Genomic DNA, 24448 nt, shown 5'->3' on the forward strand with positions numbered 1-24448 from the left:
TCCTCCCCTCCCCCTTGCCCCCCATCTCCTCGCCCGTTTCCCTGTTTTGGGCCCCCCCCCCCCCCCCCGCCCGGGGGGGGGGGGGGGGGGGGCGCCCCCCCGCCCCCCCCCCCCCACCCGTTCACGCGGCGTCCGCGCCCAGTTCGAACCAGACGGACTTTCCGACCCCGTGCATGCACACGCCCCAGGTGTCCGCGAGGGACTGCACCAGGACCAGGCCCCGGCCGCCGGTGCTGTCGCCCGTCCCCGGTGTCCGGGGTCTGGGCCTGCGGGCCACGAAGTCCCGTACCTCCACGCGCAGTCCGCGCGGTGACACGGTGGCCGTCAGGATCGCGTCGTCGTCGGTGTGGACGAGCGCGTTGGTGACCAGTTCGCTGGTGAGCAGTTCCGCGACCTCCGACGTACCGGGCCTGCCCCAGTGGCGCAGCAGTGCGCGCAGCGCCCGCCGCGCCTCGGGCACCGCCTTGAGGTCGGCCCGCCCCAGCCTGCGTCTGAGCTGCGGCGGGACCGGCCGTCCCGGGAGGCCGTCCGCCTCTCCGCCCGCCGGTCCCTGCGTGTGTTCCTCCGTCGTCCGAGCCGAGGAGGCCCCGACCGTCGCGGGACCGCCCCCTCGTGCCTGCCTCTTCATGGCCCCCGTCCGCGTGCCGATGTCGGTTCCCCTCCGGTTCGAACACGTTCACGGAGATCCATGCCCCGTCGGGCGCGGGCCAGTCATGCGGAATGGCCACGCCCAGTTGTCCGGCGCTCCGCTGTCCCGAGGGGCTTACGGCCGGGGCACGTTGCGCAGGTTGGAGCGCGCCATCTGCACCATCCGGCCGACGCCTCCGTCCAGCACCATCTTCGAGGCGGACAGCGCGAACCCGGTCACCATCTCGGCCTTGATCTTCGGCGGGATCGACAGGGCGTTGGGGTCGGTGACGACGTCCACGAGGGCGGGGCCCTTGTGGCTGAAGGCCTCCTTCAGAGCGCCGGCGAGGTGCCGGGGCTTCTCCACCCGGATGCCGTGGGCGCCGCAGGCGCGGGCGACGGCGGCGAAGTCGGGGTTCTTCATGGCCGTCCCGTAGGCGGGCAGGCCCGCGACCATCATCTCCAACTCCACCATGCCCAGAGAGGAGTTGTCGAACAGGACGACCTTCACCGGCAGGTCGTACTGCACGAGGGTCAGGAAGTCGCCCATCAGCATGGCGAAGCCGCCGTCCCCCGACATGGACACCACCTGGCGGCGGCGGTCGGTGAACTGCGCGCCGATAGCCATCGGCAGCGCGTTGGCCATCGAGCCGTGCGAGAAGGAACCGATGATGCGACGGCGCCCGTTGGGCGAGATGTAGCGGGCACCCCAGACGTTGCACATGCCCGTGTCGATGGTGAACACGGCGTCGTCGTCGGCCACTTCGTCCAGGACGGCGGCCACGTACTCGGGGTGGATCGGGACGTGCTTGTCCACCTTCCTCGTGTACGCCTTGACGACCCCCTCCAGGGCGTCCGCGTGCTTCTTGAGCATCCGGTCCAGGAAGCGCCGGTCCGTCTTGGCCCGCACCCTCGGCACGAGACAGCGCAGGGTCTCCTTCACATCGCCCCACACCGCGAGGTCCAGCCTGGAGCGGCGGCCGAGGTTCTCGGGCCGGACGTCGATCTGGGCGATCTTCACATCGGTGGGCAGGAAGGCGTTGTACGGGAAGTCGGTGCCGAGCAGGATCAGCAGGTCGCACTCGTGGGTGGCCTCGTAGGCGGCGCCGTAGCCGAGCAGTCCGCTCATGCCGACGTCGTACGGGTTGTCGTACTGGATGAACTCCTTGCCGCGCAGCGCGTGCCCGACCGGGGACTTGATCCGCTCGGCGAACTCCATCACCTCGGCGTGCGCGCCCGCCGTGCCGCTGCCGCAGAACAGGGTGACCTTGTCGGCCTCGTCGATCATCTCGACGAGCCGGTCGATCTCGGCGTCGCCGGGCCGGACGGTGGGCCGGGAGGTGACGATGGCGGTCTCGGCGGCCCTCTCGGGCGCGGGCTCGGCGGCGATGTCGCCGGGCAGCGACACCACGCTGACGCCGCTGCGGCCCACCGCGTTCTGGATGGCAGTCTGGAGCAGCCGGGGCATCTGCTTCGGGTTGGAGATCAGTTCGCTGTAGTGGCTGCACTCGGCGAACAGCCGGTCGGGGTGGGTCTCCTGGAAGTACCCGAGGCCGATCTCGCCGGAGGGGATGTGCGAGGCGAGGGCGAGGACCGGGGCCATGGAGCGGTGGGCGTCGTACAGGCCGTTGACGAGGTGCAGGTTGCCGGGACCGCAGGAGCCGGCGCAGGCCGTCAGACGGCCCGTGATCTGCGCCTCGGCGCCGGCCGCGAAGGCGGCGGTCTCCTCGTGGCGGACGTGGATCCAGTCGATGGCGGCGTTGCGGCGGACCGCGTCGACGACCGGATTGAGGCTGTCCCCGACCACGCCGTACAGGCGTTTGACTCCGGCGCGGACGAGGATGTCAACGAACTGCTCTGCGACGCTCTGCTTGGCCATGGCGCTCGGGCTCCCCTTCGGTCTGCCGCGGACCCCTCCGCCTCCATGAAGGCACAGCCCCGGCGCTCACGCCTCCCACACGGCGGCGGCCGTACGGTCGTCCGCGTAGCCCTTGACCCGCACCTGGGCGTCCGCCAGGAACGCGGCGAGGCCCGGTGGGTCGGGATCGGACCACCGTCGCGCGAGGTGGGCGCACAGCTCGGGCTCGCCGCGCAGCGGGTCGGCCAGACCGGCGGTGCACATCAGGAGCGCGTCACCCGGTTGGGCCACGGACGCGCGGAAGCGGAAGGGTTCGCGGGGCGGCTCCGGGGCCGGGTCGTACGGGTTCGGCGGGACGGTGATGCCGAGGTCCATGGTGAGCCGGTCGCCGTCCGGGGGCTCAGGCGGCGGCGAGCCGAAGCCGACCAGGGGGTGGCCGGGCGTCTCGGCGACGCCGGGTTCGATGTCCTGCCACTCGCCCTCGCGCAGCCGGAACAGGCCGCCGGCGCCGACGCCGAAGAAGACCCGGACGCGGCAGTCGGGGTCGGCGGGCAGGAGCAGGCAGCGCAGGGTGGCCGTGTACTGCTGCGGGTCGACGCCCTGTTCGGCGGCGCCCGCGCGGAGTCTGCCGAGGCTGCGGTCGGTGAGGCGGTGCAGCCCCGACTTCAGGTCGCCGCGCCGGGCCGCGCGGATGTCCTCGGCCAGCCGTGCGTGGCTGCGCCCCACGGCCTCGGCGATCCACTGGCACACCTCGCCGGCCGCGCGATGCGCGCCCGGGGTGGCGCGGGCGCCGGTCGCCATCGCGACCAGCACCAGCGCCTGATCCCCGGCGCCGAACCGCGCGGTGAGCAGCGCGTCGCGCCGCGGTTCGCCCCGGTACCGTGCGGAGTCCCCCCGGATCGACACCGCGCGTAGCGTGCACGCCCCGTAGGCGGCCCCGTCCAGCACGGTGTCCGGCACCGCGACGTCCAGCCCGTCCGGCTCGGCCACGGGCAACGCGGTGGGCTCGGCCGCGTAGGTGGGCGGCCGGGAGCCGACATACCCGACGGCAACGCCGGCGCCCCGGACACGTGGTGCGGCGTACGCCTCGGCGGCGGGCGGTGCGACATGCGCCTCCCCGGCGGCCGGTGCGTCGTACGTCTCCGCCTCCGCGCTGCCCGAAGCGGCGTGCGCCTCTCCGGCGGCCGGACCGGCCTCCGCCTCCGCGCCGCCCGATACGGCTTGCGCCTCCACGGCAGGCGGTGCGACATGCGCCTCCCCGGCGCCCGATACGGAGTACGCCTTACCGGCTGCCGATGCGGAGTGCGCTTCCACGCCGGGCGGTCCGGCGTGCGCCTCCCTGGCGGGCGGTGCGTCGTACGCCTCCGCGCCAGGCGGTGCGTCGCACGCCTCCAGGCCGGGCGGTGCGTCGTACGCCTCCCCGGCGGCCGGACCGGCCTCCGCCTCGCCACCGCCTACCTCACGTCCGGAGCCGCCCACGGCTCCGACAGATGGAGACTCCGGCGGCGAAGGAGGCGCGGAAGGCGGCGGGGGTGCGGAGGAACGCGGAGAAGCGGACGGAGGTGGAGGGGCGGACGGAGGTGCGGAAGGGGGCGAGGGCGTGGACGGGGGCGGAGAAGCGGGTGCGGGCGCGGACGGAGGCGAAGAAGGTGACGGGGGCGCGGGAGGAGGCGGGGGCGTGGACGGAAGCCGCCTCGCGGCGGGGCCGGCCGGGTCGGCGGCGTTCCTGGGCGAGGGATCGCCCGAGCCGGAGCCGGTTCCGCCCCAGTGGGTCGACTCGGCGGAGCCCGACGACCAGCCATCGCCCGTCCCCTCGGAGGAGGCGGGCGGTTGAGCCGGCCTCACCGGCGCGGAACCCCAAGCCGCCCCCGCGGCGGGCCCCTCAGCTGGCGTGGACGACCGAGATGGCCGCCCAGGCTCCACAGGCCCAGAACTCCAAGCATCCGCCGCAGGCGGCCCCTCGGCCGGTGCGGGCGGCTGCGATGGCCGCTCCGGCGTCCCCGTCCCCGAATCCCGGTCGGCCTCCGCAGCCGCCCCATCGGCGGGAGAGGGCGTCCGAGGCAACCGCTCGGACTCCACCGGCCCAGAACCCCAAGCACCCCCCGCAGGCGGCCCCTCGGCCGGTGCGGGCGGCTGAGATGGCCGCTCGGGCGTCCCCATCCCCGAATCCCGGTCGGCCTCCGCAGCCGCCCCATCGGCGAGAGAGGCAGACCAAGGCGACCGCTCCGACTCCCCCGGACCGGAGCCCCAAGCAACCCCCGAAGCCGGCGCGGGCGGTTCGGAGCCCCGGTCGGCCGCCGACGCCGTGTCCTCGGGGGTACTGCGCCACCAGTCAGGGCCCGTGCCCGGGGCCGGGTCCGGTGAGTGTGGGGTGGGTAGGGGTGCGCCCCGCGGGGGGCCGCCGACCGTTCCGGACGCCGAGGCGAAGCGGTCGTCCAGGGAATCGGAAACCCCGGCCGCGGGGCCGGTGTCCCCGGCGGAGTCGTCGTACAACTGCCCCCACCAGTCGTCCTCTTGACCGGTGGGCCTTCCCCCCTGCTGGCTCATGCCGCCAATTGTCCACCGCACGGGCCCGGTGGGAACGGGGCATCGGCAAATCCGGTGGACCGAACCGCCCCGCGGCACGACGAGGTCGCCGGACGGCTCCACCCCCCACGGAGGAGCCGTCCGGCAACACCCGGGTGATCCTGGTCCGGATCACGGTCCGGTCGGCCGAAACACCGCCGTCCGGAACACCCCGACGCGCCCCGCGGTGCCCGGCCCGGACGCCGCGGGCCGGGGCCGCCAGTTGCCCCGGCCACCCGCACGGGGTGCGTATCCGTGCAGGCCATGCCCATGGCTGGACACCAGGCACCCGTCGGTGCTTCGGTGGCGCCACCTTGTCAGAGTGACCGGTGGTACAGCGATGATGTGCCGCGGCGGTTTTGCGCCGTGGCTGTTTCCCGCCACCGCCGACGCGCCGCGGAACGTGATGCCGGGGATCTGAAAGGGGAGGGACAGCAGCTGATGCTGGCAGCGATAGGTCTGGACGAGACGCACGAGGCGGCGTACCGGGCCCTGGTGTCCGTGGGCGCCGCCGAAGTGCCCGATCTCGCACGGCGGCTGATGCTCGGCGAGCGGGACACCGAGCACGTCCTGCGCCGCCTGGAGCGGCACGGACTCGCGGCCCAGTCCTCGGCCCGGCCCGGCCGCTGGGTGGCCGCGCCGCCCGGGGTGGCGCTGGGCGCACTGCTCACCCAGCACCGCCACGAGCTGGAGCGGGCGGAACTGGCCGCCGCGCTGCTCGCCGAGGAGTACCGGGCGGCGGCCTCCGAGCCCGCGGTGCACGACCTGGTCGAGGTGGTCACCGGCGCCCCCGCGGTCGCCCAGCGCTTCCTCCAGCTCCAGCTCGGGGCGAGCGAGGAGGTGTGCGCGCTGGTCACGGGCAACCCGATCGCCGTCTCCTCGATGGAGAACCACGCCGAGGAGCAGGCGGCCGCCCGCGGGGTCCGCTACCGGGTGGTGCTCGAACGCGCCGTGCTGGACAAGCCGAACGGCGTCACGGAGCTGACCGCCGCGCTCGGCCGCGACGAACAGGTGCGGGTCGTCGAGACCGTACCGACCAAACTGGTCGTCGCCGACCGGACGCTCGCCATGGTGCCGCTCACCTCGCACACCCCGGAGCCCACCGCGCTGGTCGTGCACGCCAGCGGCCTGCTGGAGCTGCTGTACGAGCTGTTCGAGTCGGTGTGGCGGGAGGCACTGCCGCTGCGGCTCGGGGCGTCCGGCGTGACCGAGGAGGGCCGGGACGGCCCCGACGCCATCGACCTGGAGGTGCTGTCGCTGCTGCTGGCCGGTCTGACGGACGCGAGCGTCGCCAAGCAACTCGACCTGGGTCTGCGGACCGTGCAGCGCCGGGTGAAGCGGCTGATGGAGCTGACCGGGGTGAGCACCCGGCTGCAACTGGGCTGGCACGCCTACGAACGGGGCTGGGTGGCCCGCGAGCGGCACGGCTGACCGCGCCGGCGTCTACAGCGCGCCCTCCAGCGTCAGCAGCCGCACCTTCCGCTCCAGACCGCCCGCGTAGCCGGTCAGGGAACCGTCCGCGCCGATCACGCGGTGGCAGGGGCGCAACACCAGAAGCGGGTTGGCGCCGATGGCTCCGCCGACGGCCCGAACGGCGGCGTGGGAAGCGCCGATCCGCGCGGCGATCTCGCCGTACGTGGTGGTCGAGCCGTACGGAACGTCGTCGAGGGCGGCCCACACCCGCTCCCGGAACGCGGTGCCGGAGGTGCGCAACGGCAGCCGGAACTCCTTGAGTTCACCGGCGAAGTAGGCGCGGAGCTGTTCCTCCGCCTCGCGGAACGGCCCGGCGTCGTGCCGCCAGTCGGCCTGGGCCTCGCGACCGCCCTTCTGGCCGGGCACGGACAGCGAGGTCAGTGCGCCGGAGGAGTCGGCGGTCAGCAGCAGGGGGCACAGCGGACTGTCGAGGGTGGTCCAGTAGGTCGTACCCGTGGGGGTCGCGTGCGTGCGCGTGGTCATGGGGTGGTCTCCAGCTCTTCGGCGGCACGCAGGTGCCGCAGGGCATACGAGCGCCAGGGGCGCCAGCTTTCGGGGGTGTCCGCGCCGGGCGGGGCCACGTCGGGGTCGCCGAGGGCCCGGGTGCGGATCGCGGCGGCCGTGGCCGGATCCAGGCCGGGCAGGGCGAGCAGTGCCCGGTGCGTGTCGTCGCGGTCGGCGCCCGGGTCCAGCCGCACCGTGCCGTCGGCGAGGGCGGCGGTCAGGGCGCCCAGGGGTCCGTCCGGCTCGGCCTCGGCGAGGACGGCCGGCTCGGGGAAGAGGTGGGTCAGCGTGCCGGTGGGAGCGTCCAGCGCCTTGCCGTAGCGCCGTACCAGCTCCGCGGCGGCCGCCGGTCCCACCAGCGCCCGGACCGCCGTCTCCGGCGGGTCCGCCGAGCCCGGCGAGCGCAGGCCGGGCCGGGCGGCGACCAGTGGAGCCAGCCACGGGTCCGCGCCGAGCCGCTCGTCGACGGCGTACGGGTCGGCGTCCAGGTCGAACAGCCGGCGCAGCCGCTGTACGGCCGTGGTCAGATCGCGTGGGTCGGTCAGGTGGAGCCGGGCCTCCAGCCAGCCGCCGGGATGCGCGCCGGACCCGGTCCGCGGTGTGCCGGAGCGCTCGTCCACGGCGGCGGTCCCGGTGCCGTACGGCAGGCGGAGGGTGCGCCGGTAGGTCCGCCGGCCGGGCGCGCCGTCGATCTCCTCGACGCCGGGCACGGCCTCGCGTTCCAGCAGGTCGAAGACGGGGCCGGCCTGGTAGGGGCCCCGGTGGGCGAGCCGCAGCGGGATCCCGGCGGTGGGCGCCGCGGGGCGGCGGCCCCGTGCCCTGCGGGCGGTGGCGCGCAGCTCGCTGGGGGTCGCGGCGTAGACGGACCGCATCGTGTCGTTGAACTGCCGCACGCTGGCGAACCCGGCCGCGAACGCGATCTGGGTGACCGGCAGGTCCGTGGTCTGGAGCAGGACGCGCGCGCTGTGCGCCCGCTGGGCGCGGGCGAGCGCGACGGGCCCGGCGCCCAGCTCGGCGGTGAGCTGCCGGCGCACCTGCCGCTCGCTGTAGCCGAGCCGCGTGGCGAGCCCGGCGACGCCCTCCCGGTCGATCACGCCGTCGCCGATCAGCCGCATGGCCCGCCCGACGGCGTCCGCCCGTACGTTCCAGTCGGCGGAGCCGGGCACCGCGTCCGGCCGGCAGCGCCGGCAGGCGCGGAAACCCGCGCCCTGCGCGGCGGCGGCCGTGGGGTAGAACCGCACGTGGTGCCGTTTGGGGGTCACGGCCGGGCAGCTGGGACGGCAGTAGATCCCGGTCGTCTCCACGGCGAAGAAGAACTCCCCGTCGAACCGGCCGTCCCGGCTGCGTACGGCCTCGTACCTGGTGTCCTCGTCCATCACGCCGTCCAGTGTCCGCCCCCGCGCGGGGATGCCGCTGGCGGAAATCGGACACCACGGCCGACATGACGGGCTAGGGTCTTTCGTTTGGATCAGGCCGGATCAGGGAGCGGGGTCTGGTGATGGGGGCACCTCCCACGCCGTTCAGGCAGTGGGGGAGGATCGCAAGGCGAAGGAGGGCGGCAGGGCGGAGCCCTGCCAACCGACGACAACGCGGCTGGGGGTTCCCGCTGCTCGATGAGCTTGGGGGAACGGTGCCAGGGCCCGCGAGCCCGGCATGATCCAAACGAGAGGCCCTAGTGCCACCGGCCCCTCTTGGCCTCCATCGCGGCCCGGCCCTCGGCGCCCTTGCGCTTCCAGTCCCGCCGGATCTCCGCGCGCAGCCGCGCGTCGGTCTTGGCGACGATCCACTGGTTCTCGCGCAGGAGCTTGCGGTAGCTCTCCAGCCGCCGCTGGGGCAGCTCACCGGCGTCGACGGCGGCGAGCACCGCGCACCCCGGCTCGCTGTCGTGGGCGCAGTCCTGGAACCGGCACCGCCCGGCCAGCTCCTCGATCTCGGAGAACACCTGTCCGACGCCGCTCTCGGCGTCCCACAGGCCCACTCCGCGCAGCCCCGGGGTGTCGATCAGCACACCGCCGCCCGGCAGTGCGAGCAGGTTGCGGGTGGTGGTCGTGTGCCGGCCCTTGCCGTCGACGTCCCGTGCGGCCTGTACGGTCATCACGTCCTCGCCGAGCAGCACGTTCGCGAGCGTGGACTTGCCCGCTCCGGACGACCCGAGCAGCACGGACGTGCCCGAGGAGACGACGGCGAGGAGGACGTCGAGCCCGTCGCCAGTCACGGCGCTGACGGGCAGTACCGGCACACCGGGCGCGCTCGTCTCCACGTCCTGGACGAGATACCCCAGTCCCGTCGCGTCCGGCACGAGGTCGGCCTTGGTCAGCACGATCAGCGGCTGCGCGCCGGATTCCCAGGCCAGCGCCAGGTAGCGCTCGATGCGGCCGAGGTCGAGTTCGACCGCGAGGGACACCGCGACGATCGCGTGGTCGACGTTGGCGGCGAGGATCTGGCCCTCGGACCGCTTGGACGAGGTGGAGCGCACGAAGGCGGTGCGCCGGGGCAGCGTCGTGCGGACGTAGCGCGGATTGCCGCCGGGTTCGACGGCGACCCAGTCGCCGGTGCACACCACCCGCATCGGGTCGTGCGGGGTGACGAACGCGGTGTCGGCGCGCAGCACACCGCCGGCGGTGACGACGTCGCACTGCCCCCGGTCGACGCGGATCACCCGGCCCGGCAGCAGGCCTTCGGCGGTGTACGGGGTGAAGTCCGACTCCCAGCCCTCGTCCCAGCCGTAGGGGGCGAGTGGGTGCGGCGAGACGGGAGAGGGAACGGAAGGAACGGAAGAAGCGGAGGAACGCAAGGGGGAACCCTTCACGAGGGCGGCCCCGACTGCCCGCGACGGTGCGCGCGGGCGTGCAGGAGGTGTCAGCCGGTGGCCGCGGAGGTGGAGTGGATGGTCCTGTCGTTGCGGGCAGCGCCCATTACCGAGACAGCCATGGGTCACACCTCCTCTTTCTCCGCGAGAACTCAGCGCACTCAGCGAACTCTGTGAACCGGCAGCGTCGGCCGCCGGCCTCCGCGTGATGCGAGCCTCACCGTAGGGGAGCGCGGGGAAGCGGCGCCACCGAATTACGGTGGCGCCGCCCGCCGTCACCCGATGCGCTCCCAGCCGCGCCGGGGCGGGCTTCCGCTCGGGTGAAGAGCCGGTGTGAGCGCACCAGCGCCTGCGTCAGTTCACCGTTCAGGCCCGGCTTTGGGGTACGTCGGGTCCTGAAGCATCAGTCCTGAAGCATCGGGTCCTGAAGCGTCGGGCGGGACCCCTGCCGAAGATGGGGGCCAACAGGCCCTAACGGCGGGCCGGGTGCGCGGCGACCATGGGAGGGTGTCCGACAATGATGGCTTTCGCTCGATGGACCGGCAGGAGTGCCTGCGCCTGATGGCAGAGGTACCGGTGGGCCGTGTCGTCTACACGCGGCAAGCGCTGCCCGCGGTGCTGCCCGTCAACTTCGCCCTGGCGGCGGACGCGTCCGTGCTGCTGCGCACCTCCGCCGGTTCCGACCTCGTCCGCGCCGTGGACGGGGTCGTGGTCGCCTTCGAGGCGGACTCGTTCGACGCGGAGAGCCGGTCGGGCTGGAGCGTCGTCGTCACCGGCCGGGCCACCGTGGTGACCGATCCGGTCGAGCACGAGCGTCTCATGCGGACCGGGCCGCGCTCCTGGATGCCGATCGAGGAGGACGTCTTCATCCGCATCGAGGCCACCATGGTCACCGGACGGGAGCTCACGGATCTGCGCGTCGCCAATTGAGCGGTCGCGCGTCACCCGTTGACGGCACGGAGGTTGAGGGCACGAAGGTTGAGCCCACGGAGGGACCGGGCTGCGCGTACGGTGCGCCGCCCGGCCCCCTCGTCGTGTGCGTTCAGCCCGTGGGGCCTGCCGGTGTCTCCTCCACGGGGGTCACCCGGGCGGCCGCGCGCGGGGTGCGGCCGCCGTCCGGGCCGTAGCCGAAGCGGATCAGCAGGTGGGGGCGGCACCGGAGCCTCGGGGCGGCGATCGCCGCCCGCAGGTCGGGCCACTCCATCGCCTGGTGCAGCATCGAGGTGCGCACCCCGTACCGGGTGGCCACCAGCAGGGCCCGCTCCATCGCCTGCCCCGCGCGCAGCCAGTCCTCCCGCCGGTCGTGCGGGGTCCACAACAGGGCCACCTGCGCGTGCCGTTCGAAACGCAGGGCGGGCGGGCGCAGCCCGGGCAGCGGTCCTGTGAAGTCCCGCATCGGCATCCGCCCGGCCGTGTCCCGGGGGCCCAGCGAGGTGAGCGGAATGCCGTGCGGGAGGCGCCTGTCCGGCGTGTTGACCCAGGCCCTGGTCTCGGCGGTGCGGGCCGGGTCGGCGGCGTTGCGCGTCTCGGCCTGCGCGGTCAGGCTCAGCAGGCGCCGGGTGCCGGCGAAGTCGGGGACGTCCAGGTGCGCCCCCTCGATCCGCGCCGCCTTGACCATCTCCAGCACGATGTGCTCCGGCACCGGACGCCCGGTGAAGGGCATCCGGCTGGTGTGCCGACGCGCGACCGCGTCGTACAGGCAGCGGTACGACGGCTGTGTGTCGAGGGCCGCCACGAACAGCCGGACGGTGGCCAGCAGGCCGGGGTCGCGCCGGTCGGGCAGGAGCGTCACGAGCGGGTCCCAGCCGAGGTGTGCCGCCGCGACCCGGAGGTTGAGGACGGCCGCGCCCACGGAGAGGTGCTGGGCGCGCTGCCCCGGATCGGTCAGCGGCAGGGACCGCGACTCGGCGCGGACGTGGATGGACCGGGTGTCGGCGTCCAGGCCGAACCGCCAGGGCTGGGTGTTGTGGATCGACGGAGCCGCCATGGTCGCGTACAGCAGGCTCTCCAGGGTGGTCGCGTCGACTGCCGATGTCCGCATGACGGCTCCTCCATGGGCTCCCTTGTCGCTTGCCCGTCCACCCTCCTTCGCCGCCCGGCCGGGGCGGAAGGGCTCAGCGGGCCCTCGGCAGGGCCGCAGGTCCCGGCCGGACCGCGGCTGGTGCCGATCAGCCGGGGCAGCCGTCCCGTGCCGCCGTCGATCAGCGGCACGCCGCAGCGGCGGCGGAACACACCGAACACGGCGTCCTCCTCCGCCACCCGCGGATCGCACCACAGCGCCAGTTCCAGACCGCTAGTGCTGCGACCGGAAAGGTTCACCGGCTCGGACAGCCGCATCCGGGTCGGCCCCATCGGCTCGTCACGTCCTCCACGACCCGGTTGCCCCGCCCGGTGCTGACCGTCTTCAGGGCCGCGGCGGCCCCGGCCGGGGCCGGGCGGCCCTGGTGCCGCGGCGGCCCGTGTGGTGTCATGAAAGTGACGGGAAGGACCGGAAGACGCGGGGAAGCGGCGGAAAAGCCGTGCACCGCGCAATCAGGATCCGCGAGAAGTGGATTGTCCTTCCCGTCCGTTCGTGTCTAGTGCTGCGACCGGAAAGGTTCACCGGCTCGCGACGCCCGGCACGGCACTCCCCCAAGCTCTTCGAGCAGGGGGACCCCCAGCCGCGTTGTCGCATCACCCGAGTACATCCAGTACGCGGGCGATGCTCCGCCTTGCGATGCTCCCCCACAGCCTGAACGGCGTGGGAGGTACCCCCAGCACCGGACGCCGCGAGCTTCCCGGCAAACCTTTCCGGTCACAGCACCAGCCGAAGCCCGGCCCCCGCCCCGCTCACCGGTCCGCGGGAGTGATGCGGCGTCCCGTCAGACGAGCGGGGCGGATGCGCACCCAGAGGGTCCGCGGCCCGCCCGCCCAGGGGTCGGAGTGGACCCGCTGCTCCAGCCGGCGCACCGCTTCGGCGTCCGTGACCACTTCGGCGCGGCCGACCGCCAGCACGCTCCAGCCCTGGCTCATCGTCTCGTCGACCTGGTCCACCTCGAAGGCCACCTCTTGGCCGACGGCCGCGGCGGGGACCGCGTCGGGCGCGGTGCGGAAGACGAGCGCGCCGTCCACCACGTCGTAGTTGACCGGGAAGACCGCGGGCCCGTCCGGGCCCGTCAGCGCGATACGCCCCACTCCGTGCGTGGACAGCAGCGCCCGGCACTCGTCCGGGCCGAGATCGGACAGCCGGGGGTGGAGCAGCGCCTGTCCCTGCCCGGGTGGCAGGTCCTGGTCGCCGCCGCTCAGCGTGATCAGTGTGGTGCCCAGCGCGTCGGCCAGCCGCACGAGGGTCCCCGTGCCCGGCGCCGACGGGCGCTGCTCGAGATAGGCGAGGTACTGCGGGGACATCCGGGCCCGGCCCGCCGTCTCCTCCAGGCTCAGTCCCCGCTTCCTGCGGGCGGCCGCCAGACGCCTGCCGAAGTCCCCCGGCCGGCCCGGCCCGGCGCCGGAGGGTTCCGCGGGGGCCTGTCCGCCGGCCGTGGTCTCCTCGTCCTCCGGGTGCAGGACGTGCGCGTCGGGCCCTGGGAACACCAGCGTGACCTCGCCGGTGTCGGACCAGCGCACGTCGTACGGCGGGGTGCCGTCCTCGTGGTGCAGGCCGACGATCTCGCCGTCGCGCCGTACGTCGCCGGTGACCGGGCTTTCGACGACCAGTCGGTCGCCCAGCTGAGCGTGCATGGCGATCCCTCCCTCATGGGGGTCCGCCCTCCAGGATCGCCCGTCCCCGCCGCCCGCACCAACGGACCCGAGGTCCCTCGCGGAAGGGACGAACGGCGCCGTCTCCGTGCGCGATGGGCCCAAGCCGGCGCGGGTGCGCCGCCGCCACCGTGGAGAGTGCGCGCCCGCGTGTGAACCGCGGACCGGCGCACCCGAACCGGTCGGGCGGACCGAAGGGAGAGACGTCATGCGACACCGTACGGTGGAGGACCTCATGACCCGCGGAGTCGTCCGGGTCCGCCGGGACACGCCGTTCAAGCAGGTCGCCAGGGTGCTGGCCGACAACGAGGTGACGGCCGTGCCCGTCGTCGACGAGCTGGACCGTCCCGTCGGGGTGGTCTCCGAGGCGGACCTGCTGCGCACGGTGGCCGGGCGTCCGGACCCGGCCGGCCTGCTGCCCGGGACCCGGGCGGAGGACGCTGGGCACGGCGGCTCCGCCGCCGGCACCGCCGAGGACCTGATGACGGCGCCGGCGGTGTGCGCGCCCCGAGTGGACCGTCGTGGAGGCCGCGCGCCTGATGGACGGGCACCGGGTCAAGCGGCTTCCCGTGGTCGACGAGTGCGGCACCCTGGTGGGCGTCGTCAGCCGCGGCGACCTGCTGCGTGTCTTCCTCCGCCGGGACGAGGCCGTCTTCGAGGAGATCACCCAGGACGTGCTCGCGCGGACCCTGGGGCTGACCCCGGCGGACGTGACGGTCGGGGTGTCCGACGGCCGGGTCTCGCTCAAGGGGACCGTCCGGGCCAGGAGCCTCATCCCGGTGGTCGAGCGGCTGTGCGGCGGAGTCGACGGCGTGGTGTCGGTGAGCACCGACGTCATCTACCGGTGCGACGACACCGGCGGACACACCGCCCGCGCATGAGGCACCGGCACCGCCGGACGAAGGTCAGGAGGCCCCGGTCAGGAGGTCCCGCGCAGCCGGTCCTTGGCCTGGGTGGCGATGACGGCGGCCTGGATGCGCCGCTCCACGCCGAGCTTGGCGAGCAGGCGGGAGATGTGGTTCTTCACCGTCTTCTCGGCCAGATAGAGGCGCTGGCCGATCTGGCGGTTGGTCAGGCCCTCGCCGATCAGGGCCAGGATCTCCCGTTCCCGGTCGGTCAGTCCGGGCAGCGCGTCCGGCTCCTCCTGCGGCTGCTGTCCGCCGCGCAGCCGGGCCATCAGCTTCGTGGTGGCGCTGGGGTCGAGCAGCGACTGGCCGCTCGCCACCGTGCGCACCGCCGAGACCAGGTCCGAGCCCCGGATCTGCTTGAGCACATAGCCGGAGGCACCCGCCATGATCGAGTCCAGCAGCGCCTCCTCGTCGTCGAACGAGGTCAGCATCAGGCAGGCCAGTTCCGGCAGGCGGGAGCGCAGCTCGCGGCAGACGGTCACGCCGTCGCCGTCCGGCAGCCGGACGTCGAGCACCGCGACGTCCGGTCGCAGGGCGGGGACGCGCACCAGTGCCTGTTCGGCGGTGGCGGCCTCGCCGACCACCGTGATGTCCGGTTCGTCGTTCAGCAGGTCGTGCACCCCACGACGCACCACCTCGTGGTCGTCGAGGAGGAAGACCCGGATCGGGGTGTCGGGTCCGGCCTGCTCACGGTCCGCCATCGGTCGCTCCTTGTGATGTGTCGGCTTTCCTCAAGGATCCTTCCCCGAAGCGCGGGCGCGGACCAGGGCCGGTCGGCCCTGGTCCGCGCCCGCCGGGGATGGGATCCTGCCCGCCGCCCCACACTCCGGGGGCACGTCCTGGTCAGCCGTCCCAGGACCAGTCCGCCACCTCGGGCAGGTCCACGCCGTGCTCCCGGATCCAGGCGTGGTGGCGCAGCCGGGTGTCCTCCATCCGCTGGCGGACGGCCGCGGCGCGCACCGCGAGGCCGGGGACGCGGTCGATGACGTCCATGACCAGCCGGTAGCGGTCCAGGTCGTTGCTCACCACCATGTCGAACGGCGTGGTCGTGGTGCCGATCTCCTTGTAGCCGCGCACGTGCAGGTGGGGGTGGCCGGCCCGCCGGTAGGCCAGTCGGTGGATCAGCCACGGGTAGCCGTGGTAGGCGAAGATCACCGGCTTGTCCCGGGTGAACAGCCCGTCGTACTCGAAGTCGGTCATCCCGTGCGGGTGCTCCCCGCTGGGCAGCAGCCGGGCGATGTCCACGACGTTGACCACGCGCACGGCCAGGTCGGGCAGGTGCCGGCGCAGCAACTGGGCGGCGGCCAGCACCTCCTGGGTCGGCACGTCGCCCGCGCAGGCCAGCACCACGTCCGGTTCGCGGATGCCGTCCTCGGTGCCGGCCCACTCCCAGATGCCGGCGCCGCGCGCGCAGTGCACCGCGGCCTGCTCCATGGAGAGCCAGTCGAAGCAGGGCTGCTTGCCGGCGACGATCACGTTGACGTAGTCGCGGCTGCGCAGCGCGTGGTCGGCCACGGACAGCAGGGTGTTGGCGTCCGGCGGAAAGTAGACCCGGACCGCTTCGGGGCTCTTGTTCAGGATGTGGTCGACGAAGCCGGGGTCCTGGTGGGAGAAGCCGTTGTGGTCCTGGCGCCACACGTGCGAGGTGAGCAGGTAGTTGAACGAGGCGATGGGGGCCCGCCAGGGCAGCCGGCGGGTGGTGCGCAGCCATTTGATGTGCTGGTTGACCATTGAGTCGATGATGTGCACGAAGGCCTCGTAGCAGGAGAACAGTCCGTGCCGGCCGGTGAGGAGGTAGCCCTCCAGCCAGCCCTGACAGGTGTGTTCGGACAGGATCTCCATCACCCGGCCGTGCCGGTCGAGGTGCTCGTCCACCGGCAGGGTCAGGGCCTGCCAGGCCTTGCCGCTGGCGCCGTAGACGGCCTGGAGGCGGTTGGAGGCGGTCTCGTCGGGGCCGACGAGCCGGAAGTCGCGCCGGTCGGTGGTGGCGGCCATGACGTCCTCGAGCATGTCGCCGAGGACGCGGGTGGGCTCGTGCAGGGTCGCGCCGGGCTTGTCGACCTCGACGGCGTGCTTCTCCAGCGGGGGCAGGGGCAGTTCGCGCAGCAGGAGCCCGCCGTTGGCGTGCGGGGTGGCGCCGAGCCGGCGGGTGCCGTGCGGGACGCAGGCCAGTACGGCGGGGCGCGGGGCGCCGCGCTCGTCGAACAGTTCCTCGGGACGGTACGAGCGCAGCCACCGCTCCAGCTGCCGCAGGTGCTCGGGGTTGTCCCGGACACCGGCCAGCGGGACCTGGTGGGCGCGCCAGGTGCCCTCCACGGGCAGCCCGTCGACCTCGGCGGGTCCGGTCCAGCCCTTGGGCGTGCGCAGTACGATCACGGGCCAGCGAGGCCGCTCGGTGGCGCCGTCGGTGCGGGCGGCGCGCTGGAAGGCGGCGATGCGGTCGAGCGCGGTGTCCATGGCCGCGGCCATGGCGCGGTGCACGACGGCCGGGTCGTCGCCGGTGACGTGGATCGGGTCGTGGCCGTAGCCCCTGAGCAGGTCGTCGAGTTCCGCCTCGGGGAGGCGGGCCAGGACGGTCGGGTTGGCGATCTTGTAGCCGTTGAGGTGCAGGATCGGCAGGACCGCTCCGTCGTGGACCGGGTCGAGGAACTTGTTGGAGTGCCAGGACGCGGCCAGCGGGCCGGTCTCCGCCTCGCCGTCGCCGATCACGCAGGCGACGACCAGGTCCGGGTTGTCGAGCGCCGCACCGTAGGCGTGGGAGAGGGAGTAGCCGAGTTCGCCGCCCTCGTGGATGGAGCCCGGTGTCTCGGGGGCGACGTGGCTGGGCACCCCGCCGGGGAAGGAGAACTGCTTGAACAGCCGCGCCATGCCGGACGTGTCTTGGGTGATGTCCGGATAGGTCTCGGTGTACGAGCCCTCCAGCCAGGAGTTGGCGAGCACGGCGGGCCCGCCGTGGCCCGGACCCCAGATGCACACGGCGTTCAGGTCGCGGGCCTTGATGGCGCGGTTGAGGTGGGTGTGGACCAGGTTGAGGCCGGGCGAGGTGCCCCAGTGGCCGAGCAGGCGCGGCTTGATGTGTTCCGGGCGCAGCGGTTCGGCCAGCAGCGGGTTGCCCATGAGGTAGATCTGGCCGACGGAGAGGTAGTTCGCGGCGCGCCAGTGGGCGTCCAGCGTCGCGAGCTCCTCGTCCGTGAGCCCGGCGGCTGCCTGCTGCGTCTCGACGGACATCGGGTTTCCTTCCGGGTCGGGACAGCGGTCGGGGGTACCGCGTGCGGGTCGGGGGTACCGCGTGCCGGCGGCACACGCTCCCACCCTCCATGCCCCGCCCGGGTACCCGACAGGGCCGTTCGGGTCACTCCTCGGACCGGGCCGCCGGGCCGCCACGCCATCGGGGCGTCCGGGCTCCGGGCCGTTTGCGGCCCTGGGTTCAGGCCGTCGCGCAGCTGTGGCCGTTGAGCGTGAAGTCGTACGGCGCGGAGTTACGGCCGTGCCAGGTGCCGAGGAAGCCGAAGGACAGGGTGCCGTTCGCGGGGACGGACTTGTTGTATTCGGCGGCGGTGGCAATGACGCGGGGGCCGTTCTGGGCGACGGTCGCGTCCCACATCTGACCGACCTGCTGCCCGTCGGGGAAGGACCAGGCGACGCGCCAGGTGTCCAGGGAGCGGGCGGTGGTGACGGTGACCTTGGCCTGGAAGCCGTCGGTCCACTCGTTCGTCAGGTCGTAGTCGACCCGGCAGACCCCCGTCCCGCTGTTCCCCTGCCCACCCGTCGCCGGGTCGCCCGCCCCGGGCCCGTCCGTCGCGGGATCGGGCGAGTCGCCCCCGTCGGCGGTGGCCGAGGCGGTGCCCTGCGGCTCCGGGTCGGAGTTCTCGCGGCCGGACCGGGTCGCCGCGCCGCTCGCGGACGACTCGTGGGCCGCGGAGACGGAGGCCGCGACGGAGGCGGACGGCATGGGGTCGGCGGCGGGCGGGGCGGCGTCCGGGTCGCCGGCCGGGCGGCCGCCGGCGACCTGCCGGCGGCTGTCGTCGCCGCGCTCGGCGTCGTTCGCGGAGCTGCCGAAGGGCATCATCGACACGGCCAGCGCCAGCCCGGACAGGGCGACCGCCGCGGCGAGCAGGCCGCCGCGCACGACCCGCGCCCGAGCGGCGCCCTCCTGCGGCTCGCCGCCCATGTCCGCCGCCGCGGAGCGGTGGGTGCCGAGGCGCACCTCGGCGGCCCGGCGGCGGCGCTCCAGGTAGGCCAGGCCGCCCCAGCCGATGACGCCGCCGGCCAGCGCGGTGGGCAGTCCGCCGCCGTGCGGCCGCAGGCAGGCGGCGGCCTGGGCGCACCCCTCGCAGGTGGCGAGGTGCCGGGAGAGGTCCTCGGGGGTCTCGGCGGCGGACCTGGGCCGGGTGACCGCGTCCAGCAGCCCGGCGTAGCCGCGGCACTCCGCGTCCATCGGGGTGTCGAGGTGGTTGCGGCGGCACCGGTCCCGGAACAGGGCCCGCACCTGGTCGAGTTCCTCGGACACGCGCGCGGGGTCGAGGCCCAGCCGGCGGGCCACCACGGTCGACGGCAGCGCCTCCACCTCGGCCAGCCACAGCAGCGCGGCGTCCGGTTCCTGGAGGTCCCGCAGGGTGCGCAGGGCGAGCGGGCGGTGCGGCGGCGGGCCGGTGTAGCGGGCGGCCTTGTCGGAGTTGAGCCACAGCCGCAGATCCGGGTCGAGCCGGTCGCCGAGTCCGCCGGCCTCCCAGGACGCGGCGGAGGCGCGCACGGCCGTCAGCGTCAGCGGGATCGCGGGCAGCCGGGGCGTACGGCGGCCCCGGGACGCACCGGCCTCGGCGGCCCGGACCTCGCGCAGACCCGCGGCGAACGCCTCCGTGGCCAGCTGCCCGGCCGCGCCGGAGCCCGCCGTGCACAGGTCGGCGTAGGAGAGCACGGCGTCCCAGCATTCGGAGAACAGCGCGGCCTCGGTCGCGTCCTTGGGGCTCGGCAGGTCGGGCATGGGTCTCCTGCATCCACGGGCGAGGTCAACTCTCTGCGCTCAGGGAGGAGTTGGGGGGAACCTTCCGGCAGAGCACGAGCTTTTCACGCCTTTGACACAACTGACAAGCCAGGCATGCAATTGTCGTGACGGATCCCGTGGTCCTCAACTCCGCTCCGTAGTACGGACCGAAGCCCCCATTCGGCTCACGGGATCCGAAAACGCGCCGCGGAGGACTACCGCGCCGCCCCGCCGGCCGCCTGCTCCGCGGTCTCCCGCGACGCCGGCTCCGCCGGCAGGCTGTCCATGAAGGAGCTGACCGAGAAGACCGCGTTGCCGGGGCCGGCCGGGCCGTAGCCGGGGGGCGAGGAGAGGCCGAAGTCGTCCATCGTGGCGCGGTAGGCCTCAAGCAGCCGGATGTGGTACTCCAGCGGCGCGCCCTGCGGGTTGGCCTTGCCCAGCGGGGTGGTGGGCTCCGGGCACCAGGTGGTGAAGCGGGGCGTGATGCCGTGCGACATGAAGAAGCGCAGGCCCTCGGTGGTGGACGCGATGGCCTCGTCGACGGTGGTGAAGCCGAAGGGCTCGGCCATCTCCACGCCCGCCACGAAGTTGGGGATCACATTGCGCGCGCCGAACACCTCGGCGGAGTCCAGGATGCGGCGGTGCCATTCGTCGCGGCCGACGTAGCGCTCCTTGCCCGGGCAGTACAGCTCGAACAGACGGCGGTCCCACACCTCGAAGTTGGGGTGGTAGATCTGCACGCCGTAGTCCTTGAACCGCTGCACGTCCGGCTTCGGCAGCGCCTGTGCGACGACCTTGCCGATCCAGCGGCCCGGGAAGCGCTCTTCGATGGCCTTGGCGTAGTGGCCGTAGAAGTCGGCCTCGTCGCGGCCCGCCACCTTGGAGGTGACGGCGCCACCGGTGAGGGTGTAGGCGGTGGACGCCTTCTGGGTGTCGTACCGGTCGATGATCTCCAGCGCCTCCAGGACCTCCTCGACGTCCTTGACGCCGGTGTAGGGCCGGCCGGCCGCCTTGTGCTGGCGCCAGTTGTGGTTGATGTCGCAGTACTGGCACTCCTCCTTGGCGCCGAAGTACTGGCAGACCCGGAAGACGGTGAGGTAGATCAGGTAGCCCCACTGGATGGTCGGGGCGACCTCCATCACCGACTTCCCGTTGGACAGCTTGTGCCGGTAGTACTCGGGCATGGGCGGCACGCCGACGTCGGCGATCCGCTTCCCGTCGAGGTAGAGGCCGAGCATCCCCTCGTCGTCGGCGGCCACGCGGTAGGGCGAGGCGGGGTTCACCCGTACGGAGACGACGGTCCGCCGCAGGTCGTACGGTCCGCCGGTGAGGATGATCTCCTCCGGCGGCCGCCGCAGCGCGGCCTCCCCCAGCTCGGGCAGGGTGCCGTGGTCGAAGGAGAAGATGAAGTACGACTTCGGCTTGACCTCGCCGCTCTCGTTGTCACTCAGCGCGGAGGGGTCGAAGGCCACACCGCCCCGGAGCAGGTCCTCCTTGAAGACGGCCTCCCGCGGCACATGCGGGAAGCGCTCCATCAGATCCTCGACCAGCTCGGTACGGCTGTCCATCCCGTTGACTCCTCCCGACTCGCGTGTACGACTTCTCACGGTATGCCTACGCTCGCGCGCGGGTCGTGCCGGGTCCCCCGCACGGAGGCCGTGAACCCCTGCCCGGCGGCCGTCGGGTAGGTTCGCCCGGTGACCTTGTGGGTCGTGGCGCGAGGGCGTGAGGGGGAGGAAGAGCGGGATGACCGGGACGACCGTGACCAACTGGGCGGGGAACATCACCTACAGCGCCGCGGAGGTGGACCGGCCGGGCTCGCTCGACGCGGTGCGGGAGCTGGTCACCCGCAGTGCGCGGGTGCGGGTGCTGGGCAGCGGGCACTCCTTCAACGAGATCGCCGACCCGGGCGCCGGGGGCACCCTGCTCTCCCTGGAGGCGCTGCCCGCCGAGGCGGACGTCGACACGGCGGCCCGCACGGTCCGGGTGGCCGGCGGTCTCCGGTACGCGGAGCTGGCCCGCCAGGTGCACGCGCACGGCCTCGCCCTGCCCAACACGGCCTCCTTGCCGCACATCTCCGTGGCCGGCTCGGTGGCGACCGGCACCCACGGCTCCGGCGTGGGCAACGGTCCGCTGGCCGCCCCCGTGCGGGAGGTGGAGATCGTCACCGCGGACGGCTCGACGGTCGTCATCGGCCGGGGCGACCCGCGGTTCGGCGGGGCCGTCACCTCCCTCGGCGCGCTCGGCGTGGTCACCGCGCTCACCCTCGACCTGGAGCCCGCCTACGAGGTCGAGCAGCACCTGTTCACCGAACTTCCCCTGGAGGGGCTGGACTTCGAGACGGTGGCGGCCGCCGCGTACAGCGTCAGCCTGTTCACCGACTGGCGTGACCCGGGCTTCCGCCAGGTGTGGCTCAAGCGGCGCACCGACCAGCCGCTGCCCGCCTTCCCCTGGGCGGTACCGGCCAAGGTCGCGCTGCACCCGGTGCCGGGCATGCCGGCGGAGAACTGCACGCAGCAGTTCGGCGTGCCCGGACCCTGGCACGAGCGACTGCCGCACTTCCGCGCAGAGTTCACCCCGAGCAGCGGCGCCGAGTTGCAGTCGGAGTACCTGCTGCCGCGCCGGTACGCCCTCGACGTCCTGCACGCGCTCGACGGGATCCGGGAGACGGTCGCCCCAGTGCTCCAGACGTGCGAGATCCGCACCGTCGCCGCCGACGAGCAGTGGCTGAGCCCCTCCTACGGCCGGGACACCGTCGCCGCGCACTTCACCTGGATCGAGGACACGGCCGCCGTGCTGCCGGTCGTGCGCCGCCTTGAGCAGGCACTGGCGGACCTCGACCCCCGCCCGCACTGGGGCAAGGTGTTCACCACACCGTCGGCCGTACTGCGCGACCGGTACCCGCGCCTGGACGACTTCCGCGCGCTGGCCCGGGAGTTGGACCCGGCCGGGAAGTTCACGAACGCCTTCCTCGCGGACCTCCTGGCCCCGTGACCCGCACCTCCGCCCACACCACCTTGTAGGCACGGCCCGCCCGCGGCTCCACGCCCCACCGCTCGGACACGGCGGCCACCAGCAGAAGCCCGCGCCCGCCCTCGCCGTCCGGCTCCCGCAGCACCGGGAGCCGTTCGGTCCGCGCGTCGGCCACCTCCACGCGGACGACCGCGCCCTCCCACAGCAGCCGGACGCGGAAGTCCCGCCCGGGGACGCGGCCGTGCCGGACGGCGTTGGCGGCGAGTTCGGCGACGACCAGCGTCACGTTCTCGCCCACCTCGCTCCCGTACGGGAACCCCCAGGCATCCATCCGATGCGCCACGAGCCGCCGCGCGAGCCGGGCACCTCGCGGGGTGCAGGTCAACAACTGGCTGAACATACGTACGGTGACGGGCTCCTGGAGCCGGGGGTCTACGTGCATGGCCCGACGGTTCCGCAGGTCACGCCGATCCAACCAGTCACGGCGCTCGTACGCCGCGCACTGTCGGAGTTCACGCCATGGACAGTGGGTGTCACGGGGCGTGACCCTGGGTGCCCTCGCGAGGTTGGGAACTTCAGTGGACTCGGGGGGGGAACTTGCCATGACCGAAAACACCAGCAGCAGCACAGTTACGACCACCGGCGAGCCCGAACCGTCGGACAGCATGAAGGCGTTCGGAGCGGCACACAAGGCCTTCCGCAAACGGGCGGGCTTCACCCAGGAGGACTACGCCCCGCTCGTCGGCTACCAGCCGGGGACCGTGGCGTCGATCGAACAAGGGCGACGCTTCCCGCCCCGCGTGTTCGTCGAGCGCGCGGAGGAGGTGCTGGACGCCTTCGGCGCGCTGAAGGGCGTGTACAAGCACGTCGGCCGGGAGAAGGGGCTGGCGTCCTGGTTCCGCCAGTGGGCGGAACTGGAGGAGCAGGCGATCAGCTTGTATACGTTCGAGAACCGGGTCGTACCGGGGCTTCTGCAGACGGAAGCGTATGCGCGCGGGCTGTTCAGCGTACGGCTGCCCCTGCTCGCCGACCCGGAGATCGAGGCGATGATCGCAGCCCGCCTGGAGCGACAGTCGCTGTTCGCAGAGCGGCCCAACAACGGCGTTCAGCTTCATCGTGGAGGAGCACGTCCTTCGGCGGGAGACCGGCGGAGGAGCGGTGATGCGCCAGCAGATCGACCACGTCCTGGAAGCCACCGCACCGCGCAACCTGGAATTCCAAGTGATGCCGATGAACCGCGGCGCTCACGCCTGCCTCGACGGACCTATCCGACTCGCGGAAAGCCCCGAAAACGAGTGGTTCGCATACTGCGAGGCACAACGGGGCGGCCGGTTCGCCGTCGATCCGAAAACGATCAGTGTGCTCCACATGCGCTATGCGAAACTGCGTTCACAGGCTCTCACCCCGGACGATTCCCGGAGCCTGCTGGAGCAGATGCGAGGAGCGCTATGAGCACCGACGAACTGGCCTGGTTCAAGAGCAGCTACAGCGGGACCGACGGCGACGACTGCGTCGAAGTGGCCCTCGCCTGGCGCAAGTCCACGTACAGCGGCGATGACTCCGGCGACTGCGTCGAAGTGGCCAGCTGCCCCACCACCATCCACGTACGCGACTCCAAGAACACCGCCGGTGCTCAACTCACTCTCTCCCCCACCGCCTGGCCGGAGTTCATAGGGTTCACCGCAGGCGGCCGTCACGGCTGAAGCCACTGGTGCCGCCAATCGCTTTCGGCCATTTCATAGCGCAGCCGGCGGTGCAGCCGGTCGGGGCTGCCATACCAGAACTTGATGGACTCGGGTCGTAGCAGATAGCCGGACCAGCCCTCGGGGCGGGAGACCGTTGCGGCTGCCGCTGAAGCTGGTGAACAGCAGCCCCCCGGTCATCCATCTCCTTGAGCAGCAGCCCCCGACCGGAGGGCCGTCCGGCGCCGCCCGCTCCCTTTCACTCTTCTCGCGCTGCGCCGCCGAGAGGATCCCGCACGCAGTCTTGTCAGGGACATGCGTCGCTTCTAT

At 73.3% G+C, this 24448-nt stretch carries 19 protein-coding genes and 3 pseudogenes; 7 read left to right on the plus strand and 15 right to left on the minus strand.

Annotated features, from left to right (window positions below; translation table 11 throughout):
• Window positions 1–121: 121 nt before the first annotated feature.
• The 3 genes from ACWEK3_RS36110 to ACWEK3_RS36120 all read right to left on the minus strand — a co-directional run bounded on the left by ACWEK3_RS36110 (window position 122) and on the right by ACWEK3_RS36120 (window position 3964).
• Window positions 122–628, minus strand: a complete 507-nt coding sequence (locus ACWEK3_RS36110; protein WP_450547309.1) for an ATP-binding protein — start codon at window positions 626–628, stop codon at window positions 122–124.
• 135 nt (window positions 629–763) lie between these two features.
• Window positions 764–2506, minus strand: coding sequence for a pyruvate dehydrogenase (locus ACWEK3_RS36115; RefSeq protein ID WP_450547310.1), 1743 nt, complete (start codon window positions 2504–2506; stop codon window positions 764–766).
• A 66-nt stretch (window positions 2507–2572) separates the two neighbouring features.
• Window positions 2573–3964 carry a protein phosphatase 2C domain-containing protein gene (locus ACWEK3_RS36120; protein WP_453251631.1) on the minus strand — a complete coding sequence of 464 codons (1392 nt, stop codon included), beginning with the start codon at window positions 3962–3964 and terminating at the stop codon, window positions 2573–2575.
• Window positions 3965–4163: 199 nt separating this feature from the next.
• Here ACWEK3_RS36120 and ACWEK3_RS36125 point away from each other — a divergent pair, with 199 nt between their 5' ends.
• Together ACWEK3_RS36125 and ACWEK3_RS36130 are read left to right on the plus strand one after the other, a co-directional pair.
• Entirely contained in the window at window positions 4164–4319 is a 156-nt protein-coding gene (locus ACWEK3_RS36125; protein WP_450547312.1) for a hypothetical protein, read from the plus strand.
• A 1172-nt stretch (window positions 4320–5491) separates the two neighbouring features.
• Window positions 5492–6481, plus strand: a complete 990-nt coding sequence (locus ACWEK3_RS36130; RefSeq protein ID WP_450547313.1) for a helix-turn-helix domain-containing protein — start codon at window positions 5492–5494, stop codon at window positions 6479–6481.
• A gap of 12 nt (window positions 6482–6493) precedes the next feature.
• Here ACWEK3_RS36130 and ACWEK3_RS36135 read toward each other — a convergent pair whose 3' ends face one another.
• The 3 genes from ACWEK3_RS36135 to rsgA form a co-directional block, all read right to left on the minus strand.
• Entirely contained in the window at window positions 6494–7006 is a 513-nt protein-coding gene (locus ACWEK3_RS36135; protein WP_450547314.1) for a methylated-DNA--[protein]-cysteine S-methyltransferase, read from the minus strand.
• Window positions 7003–8403 carry an AlkA N-terminal domain-containing protein gene (locus ACWEK3_RS36140; protein ID WP_450547317.1) on the minus strand — a complete coding sequence of 467 codons (1401 nt, stop codon included), beginning with the start codon at window positions 8401–8403 and terminating at the stop codon, window positions 7003–7005. The genes ACWEK3_RS36135 and ACWEK3_RS36140 overlap by 4 nt, the downstream gene beginning before the upstream one ends.
• A 296-nt stretch (window positions 8404–8699) precedes the next feature.
• The gene (gene rsgA, locus ACWEK3_RS36145; RefSeq protein ID WP_453251632.1) at window positions 8700–9821 is read right to left on the minus strand and encodes a ribosome small subunit-dependent GTPase A; all 1122 of its coding nucleotides are present in this window, start codon (window positions 9819–9821) and stop codon (window positions 8700–8702) included.
• Between the two features lie 522 nt (window positions 9822–10343).
• On the opposite strand from rsgA, the gene ACWEK3_RS36150 reads away from it, so the two are divergent.
• Window positions 10344–10766, plus strand: a complete 423-nt coding sequence (locus ACWEK3_RS36150) for a pyridoxamine 5'-phosphate oxidase family protein (protein WP_450547316.1) — start codon at window positions 10344–10346, stop codon at window positions 10764–10766.
• Between the two features lie 112 nt (window positions 10767–10878).
• On the opposite strand, the gene ACWEK3_RS36155 is transcribed toward ACWEK3_RS36150, so the two are convergent.
• The 3 genes and pseudogenes from ACWEK3_RS36155 to ACWEK3_RS36165 form a co-directional block, all read right to left on the minus strand.
• Complete coding sequence (locus ACWEK3_RS36155; protein WP_453251633.1) at window positions 10879–11877, minus strand: Acg family FMN-binding oxidoreductase; 999 nt, start codon at window positions 11875–11877, stop codon at window positions 10879–10881.
• A gap of 113 nt (window positions 11878–11990) precedes the next feature.
• Window positions 11991–12256, minus strand: a pseudogene (locus ACWEK3_RS36160) (crotonase/enoyl-CoA hydratase family protein); the annotation flags it as partial.
• A 409-nt stretch (window positions 12257–12665) separates the two neighbouring features.
• Entirely contained in the window at window positions 12666–13553 is an 888-nt protein-coding gene (locus ACWEK3_RS36165; RefSeq protein ID WP_450547774.1) for a pyridoxamine 5'-phosphate oxidase family protein, read from the minus strand.
• Between the two features lie 226 nt (window positions 13554–13779).
• Between ACWEK3_RS36165 and ACWEK3_RS36170 the strand changes: the two are divergent.
• Window positions 13780–14452, plus strand: a pseudogene (locus tag ACWEK3_RS36170) (CBS domain-containing protein).
• A gap of 38 nt (window positions 14453–14490) precedes the next feature.
• On the opposite strand, the gene ACWEK3_RS36175 reads toward ACWEK3_RS36170, so the two are convergent.
• The 4 genes from ACWEK3_RS36175 to ACWEK3_RS36190 all read right to left on the minus strand — a co-directional run bounded on the left by ACWEK3_RS36175 (window position 14491) and on the right by ACWEK3_RS36190 (window position 21031).
• Complete coding sequence (locus ACWEK3_RS36175) at window positions 14491–15180, minus strand: response regulator (protein WP_390728370.1); 690 nt, start codon at window positions 15178–15180, stop codon at window positions 14491–14493.
• 142 nt (window positions 15181–15322) lie between these two features.
• On the minus strand, window positions 15323–17707 hold the full coding sequence (locus ACWEK3_RS36180) for a phosphoketolase family protein (protein WP_453251634.1): 2385 nt from the start codon (window positions 17705–17707) through the stop codon (window positions 15323–15325).
• A 199-nt stretch (window positions 17708–17906) separates the two neighbouring features.
• Window positions 17907–19463: a cellulose binding domain-containing protein gene (locus tag ACWEK3_RS36185; RefSeq protein WP_453251635.1), complete on the minus strand. Its 1557-nt coding sequence runs from the start codon at window positions 19461–19463 to the stop codon at window positions 17907–17909.
• Window positions 19464–19678: 215 nt separating this feature from the next.
• Complete coding sequence (locus ACWEK3_RS36190; protein WP_390728373.1) at window positions 19679–21031, minus strand: radical SAM protein; 1353 nt, start codon at window positions 21029–21031, stop codon at window positions 19679–19681.
• Window positions 21032–21209: 178 nt separating this feature from the next.
• Here ACWEK3_RS36190 and ACWEK3_RS36195 point away from each other — a divergent pair, with 178 nt between their 5' ends.
• The gene (locus tag ACWEK3_RS36195; protein ID WP_453251636.1) at window positions 21210–22457 is read left to right on the plus strand and encodes a D-arabinono-1,4-lactone oxidase; all 1248 of its coding nucleotides are present in this window, start codon (window positions 21210–21212) and stop codon (window positions 22455–22457) included.
• Here ACWEK3_RS36195 and ACWEK3_RS36200 read toward each other — a convergent pair.
• Window positions 22420–22878 (minus strand): ATP-binding protein, encoded by a 459-nt coding sequence (locus ACWEK3_RS36200; protein ID WP_450540493.1) that lies wholly within the window; start codon window positions 22876–22878, stop codon window positions 22420–22422. The genes ACWEK3_RS36195 and ACWEK3_RS36200 overlap by 38 nt on opposite strands.
• Before the next feature lie 160 nt (window positions 22879–23038).
• Here ACWEK3_RS36200 and ACWEK3_RS36205 point away from each other — a divergent pair.
• A pseudogene (locus ACWEK3_RS36205) lies at window positions 23039–23888 on the plus strand (helix-turn-helix domain-containing protein).
• Complete coding sequence (locus tag ACWEK3_RS36210; RefSeq protein WP_453251637.1) at window positions 23885–24139, plus strand: DUF397 domain-containing protein; 255 nt, start codon at window positions 23885–23887, stop codon at window positions 24137–24139. The pseudogene ACWEK3_RS36205 and the gene ACWEK3_RS36210 overlap by 4 nt, the downstream one beginning before the upstream one ends.
• On the opposite strand, the gene ACWEK3_RS36215 is transcribed toward ACWEK3_RS36210, so the two are convergent.
• On the minus strand, window positions 24130–24243 hold the full coding sequence (locus tag ACWEK3_RS36215; RefSeq protein ID WP_453251642.1) for a pyridoxine 5'-phosphate oxidase C-terminal domain-containing protein: 114 nt from the start codon (window positions 24241–24243) through the stop codon (window positions 24130–24132). The two genes, ACWEK3_RS36210 and ACWEK3_RS36215, sit on opposite strands and share 10 nt — an antisense overlap.
• Window positions 24244–24448: the final 205 nt, after the last annotated feature.

The sequence above is a fragment of the Streptomyces sp. NPDC004721 genome, assembly GCF_053601495.1.

Coding starts and splice junctions, on each gene's coding strand:
- ACWEK3_RS36110 (WP_450547309.1), bottom strand. CDS start 628: ATGAAGAGGCAGGCACGAGGGGGCGGTCCCGCGACGGTCGGGGCCTCC.
- ACWEK3_RS36115 (WP_450547310.1), bottom strand. CDS start 2,506: ATGGCCAAGCAGAGCGTCGCAGAGCAGTTCGTTGACATCCTCGTCCGC.
- ACWEK3_RS36130 (WP_450547313.1), top strand. CDS start 5,492: ATGCTGGCAGCGATAGGTCTGGACGAGACGCACGAGGCGGCGTACCGG.
- ACWEK3_RS36135 (WP_450547314.1), bottom strand. CDS start 7,006: ATGACCACGCGCACGCACGCGACCCCCACGGGTACGACCTACTGGACC.
- ACWEK3_RS36140 (WP_450547317.1), bottom strand. CDS start 8,403: ATGGACGAGGACACCAGGTACGAGGCCGTACGCAGCCGGGACGGCCGG.
- ACWEK3_RS36155 (WP_453251633.1), bottom strand. CDS start 11,877: ATGCGGACATCGGCAGTCGACGCGACCACCCTGGAGAGCCTGCTGTAC.
- ACWEK3_RS36165 (WP_450547774.1), bottom strand. CDS start 13,553: ATGCACGCTCAGCTGGGCGACCGACTGGTCGTCGAAAGCCCGGTCACC.
- ACWEK3_RS36175 (WP_390728370.1), bottom strand. CDS start 15,180: ATGGCGGACCGTGAGCAGGCCGGACCCGACACCCCGATCCGGGTCTTC.
- ACWEK3_RS36180 (WP_453251634.1), bottom strand. CDS start 17,707: ATGTCCGTCGAGACGCAGCAGGCAGCCGCCGGGCTCACGGACGAGGAG.
- ACWEK3_RS36185 (WP_453251635.1), bottom strand. CDS start 19,463: ATGCCCGACCTGCCGAGCCCCAAGGACGCGACCGAGGCCGCGCTGTTC.
- ACWEK3_RS36190 (WP_390728373.1), bottom strand. CDS start 21,031: ATGGACAGCCGTACCGAGCTGGTCGAGGATCTGATGGAGCGCTTCCCG.
- ACWEK3_RS36195 (WP_453251636.1), top strand. CDS start 21,210: ATGACCGGGACGACCGTGACCAACTGGGCGGGGAACATCACCTACAGC.
- ACWEK3_RS36200 (WP_450540493.1), bottom strand. CDS start 22,878: ATGCACGTAGACCCCCGGCTCCAGGAGCCCGTCACCGTACGTATGTTC.
- ACWEK3_RS36210 (WP_453251637.1), top strand. CDS start 23,885: ATGAGCACCGACGAACTGGCCTGGTTCAAGAGCAGCTACAGCGGGACC.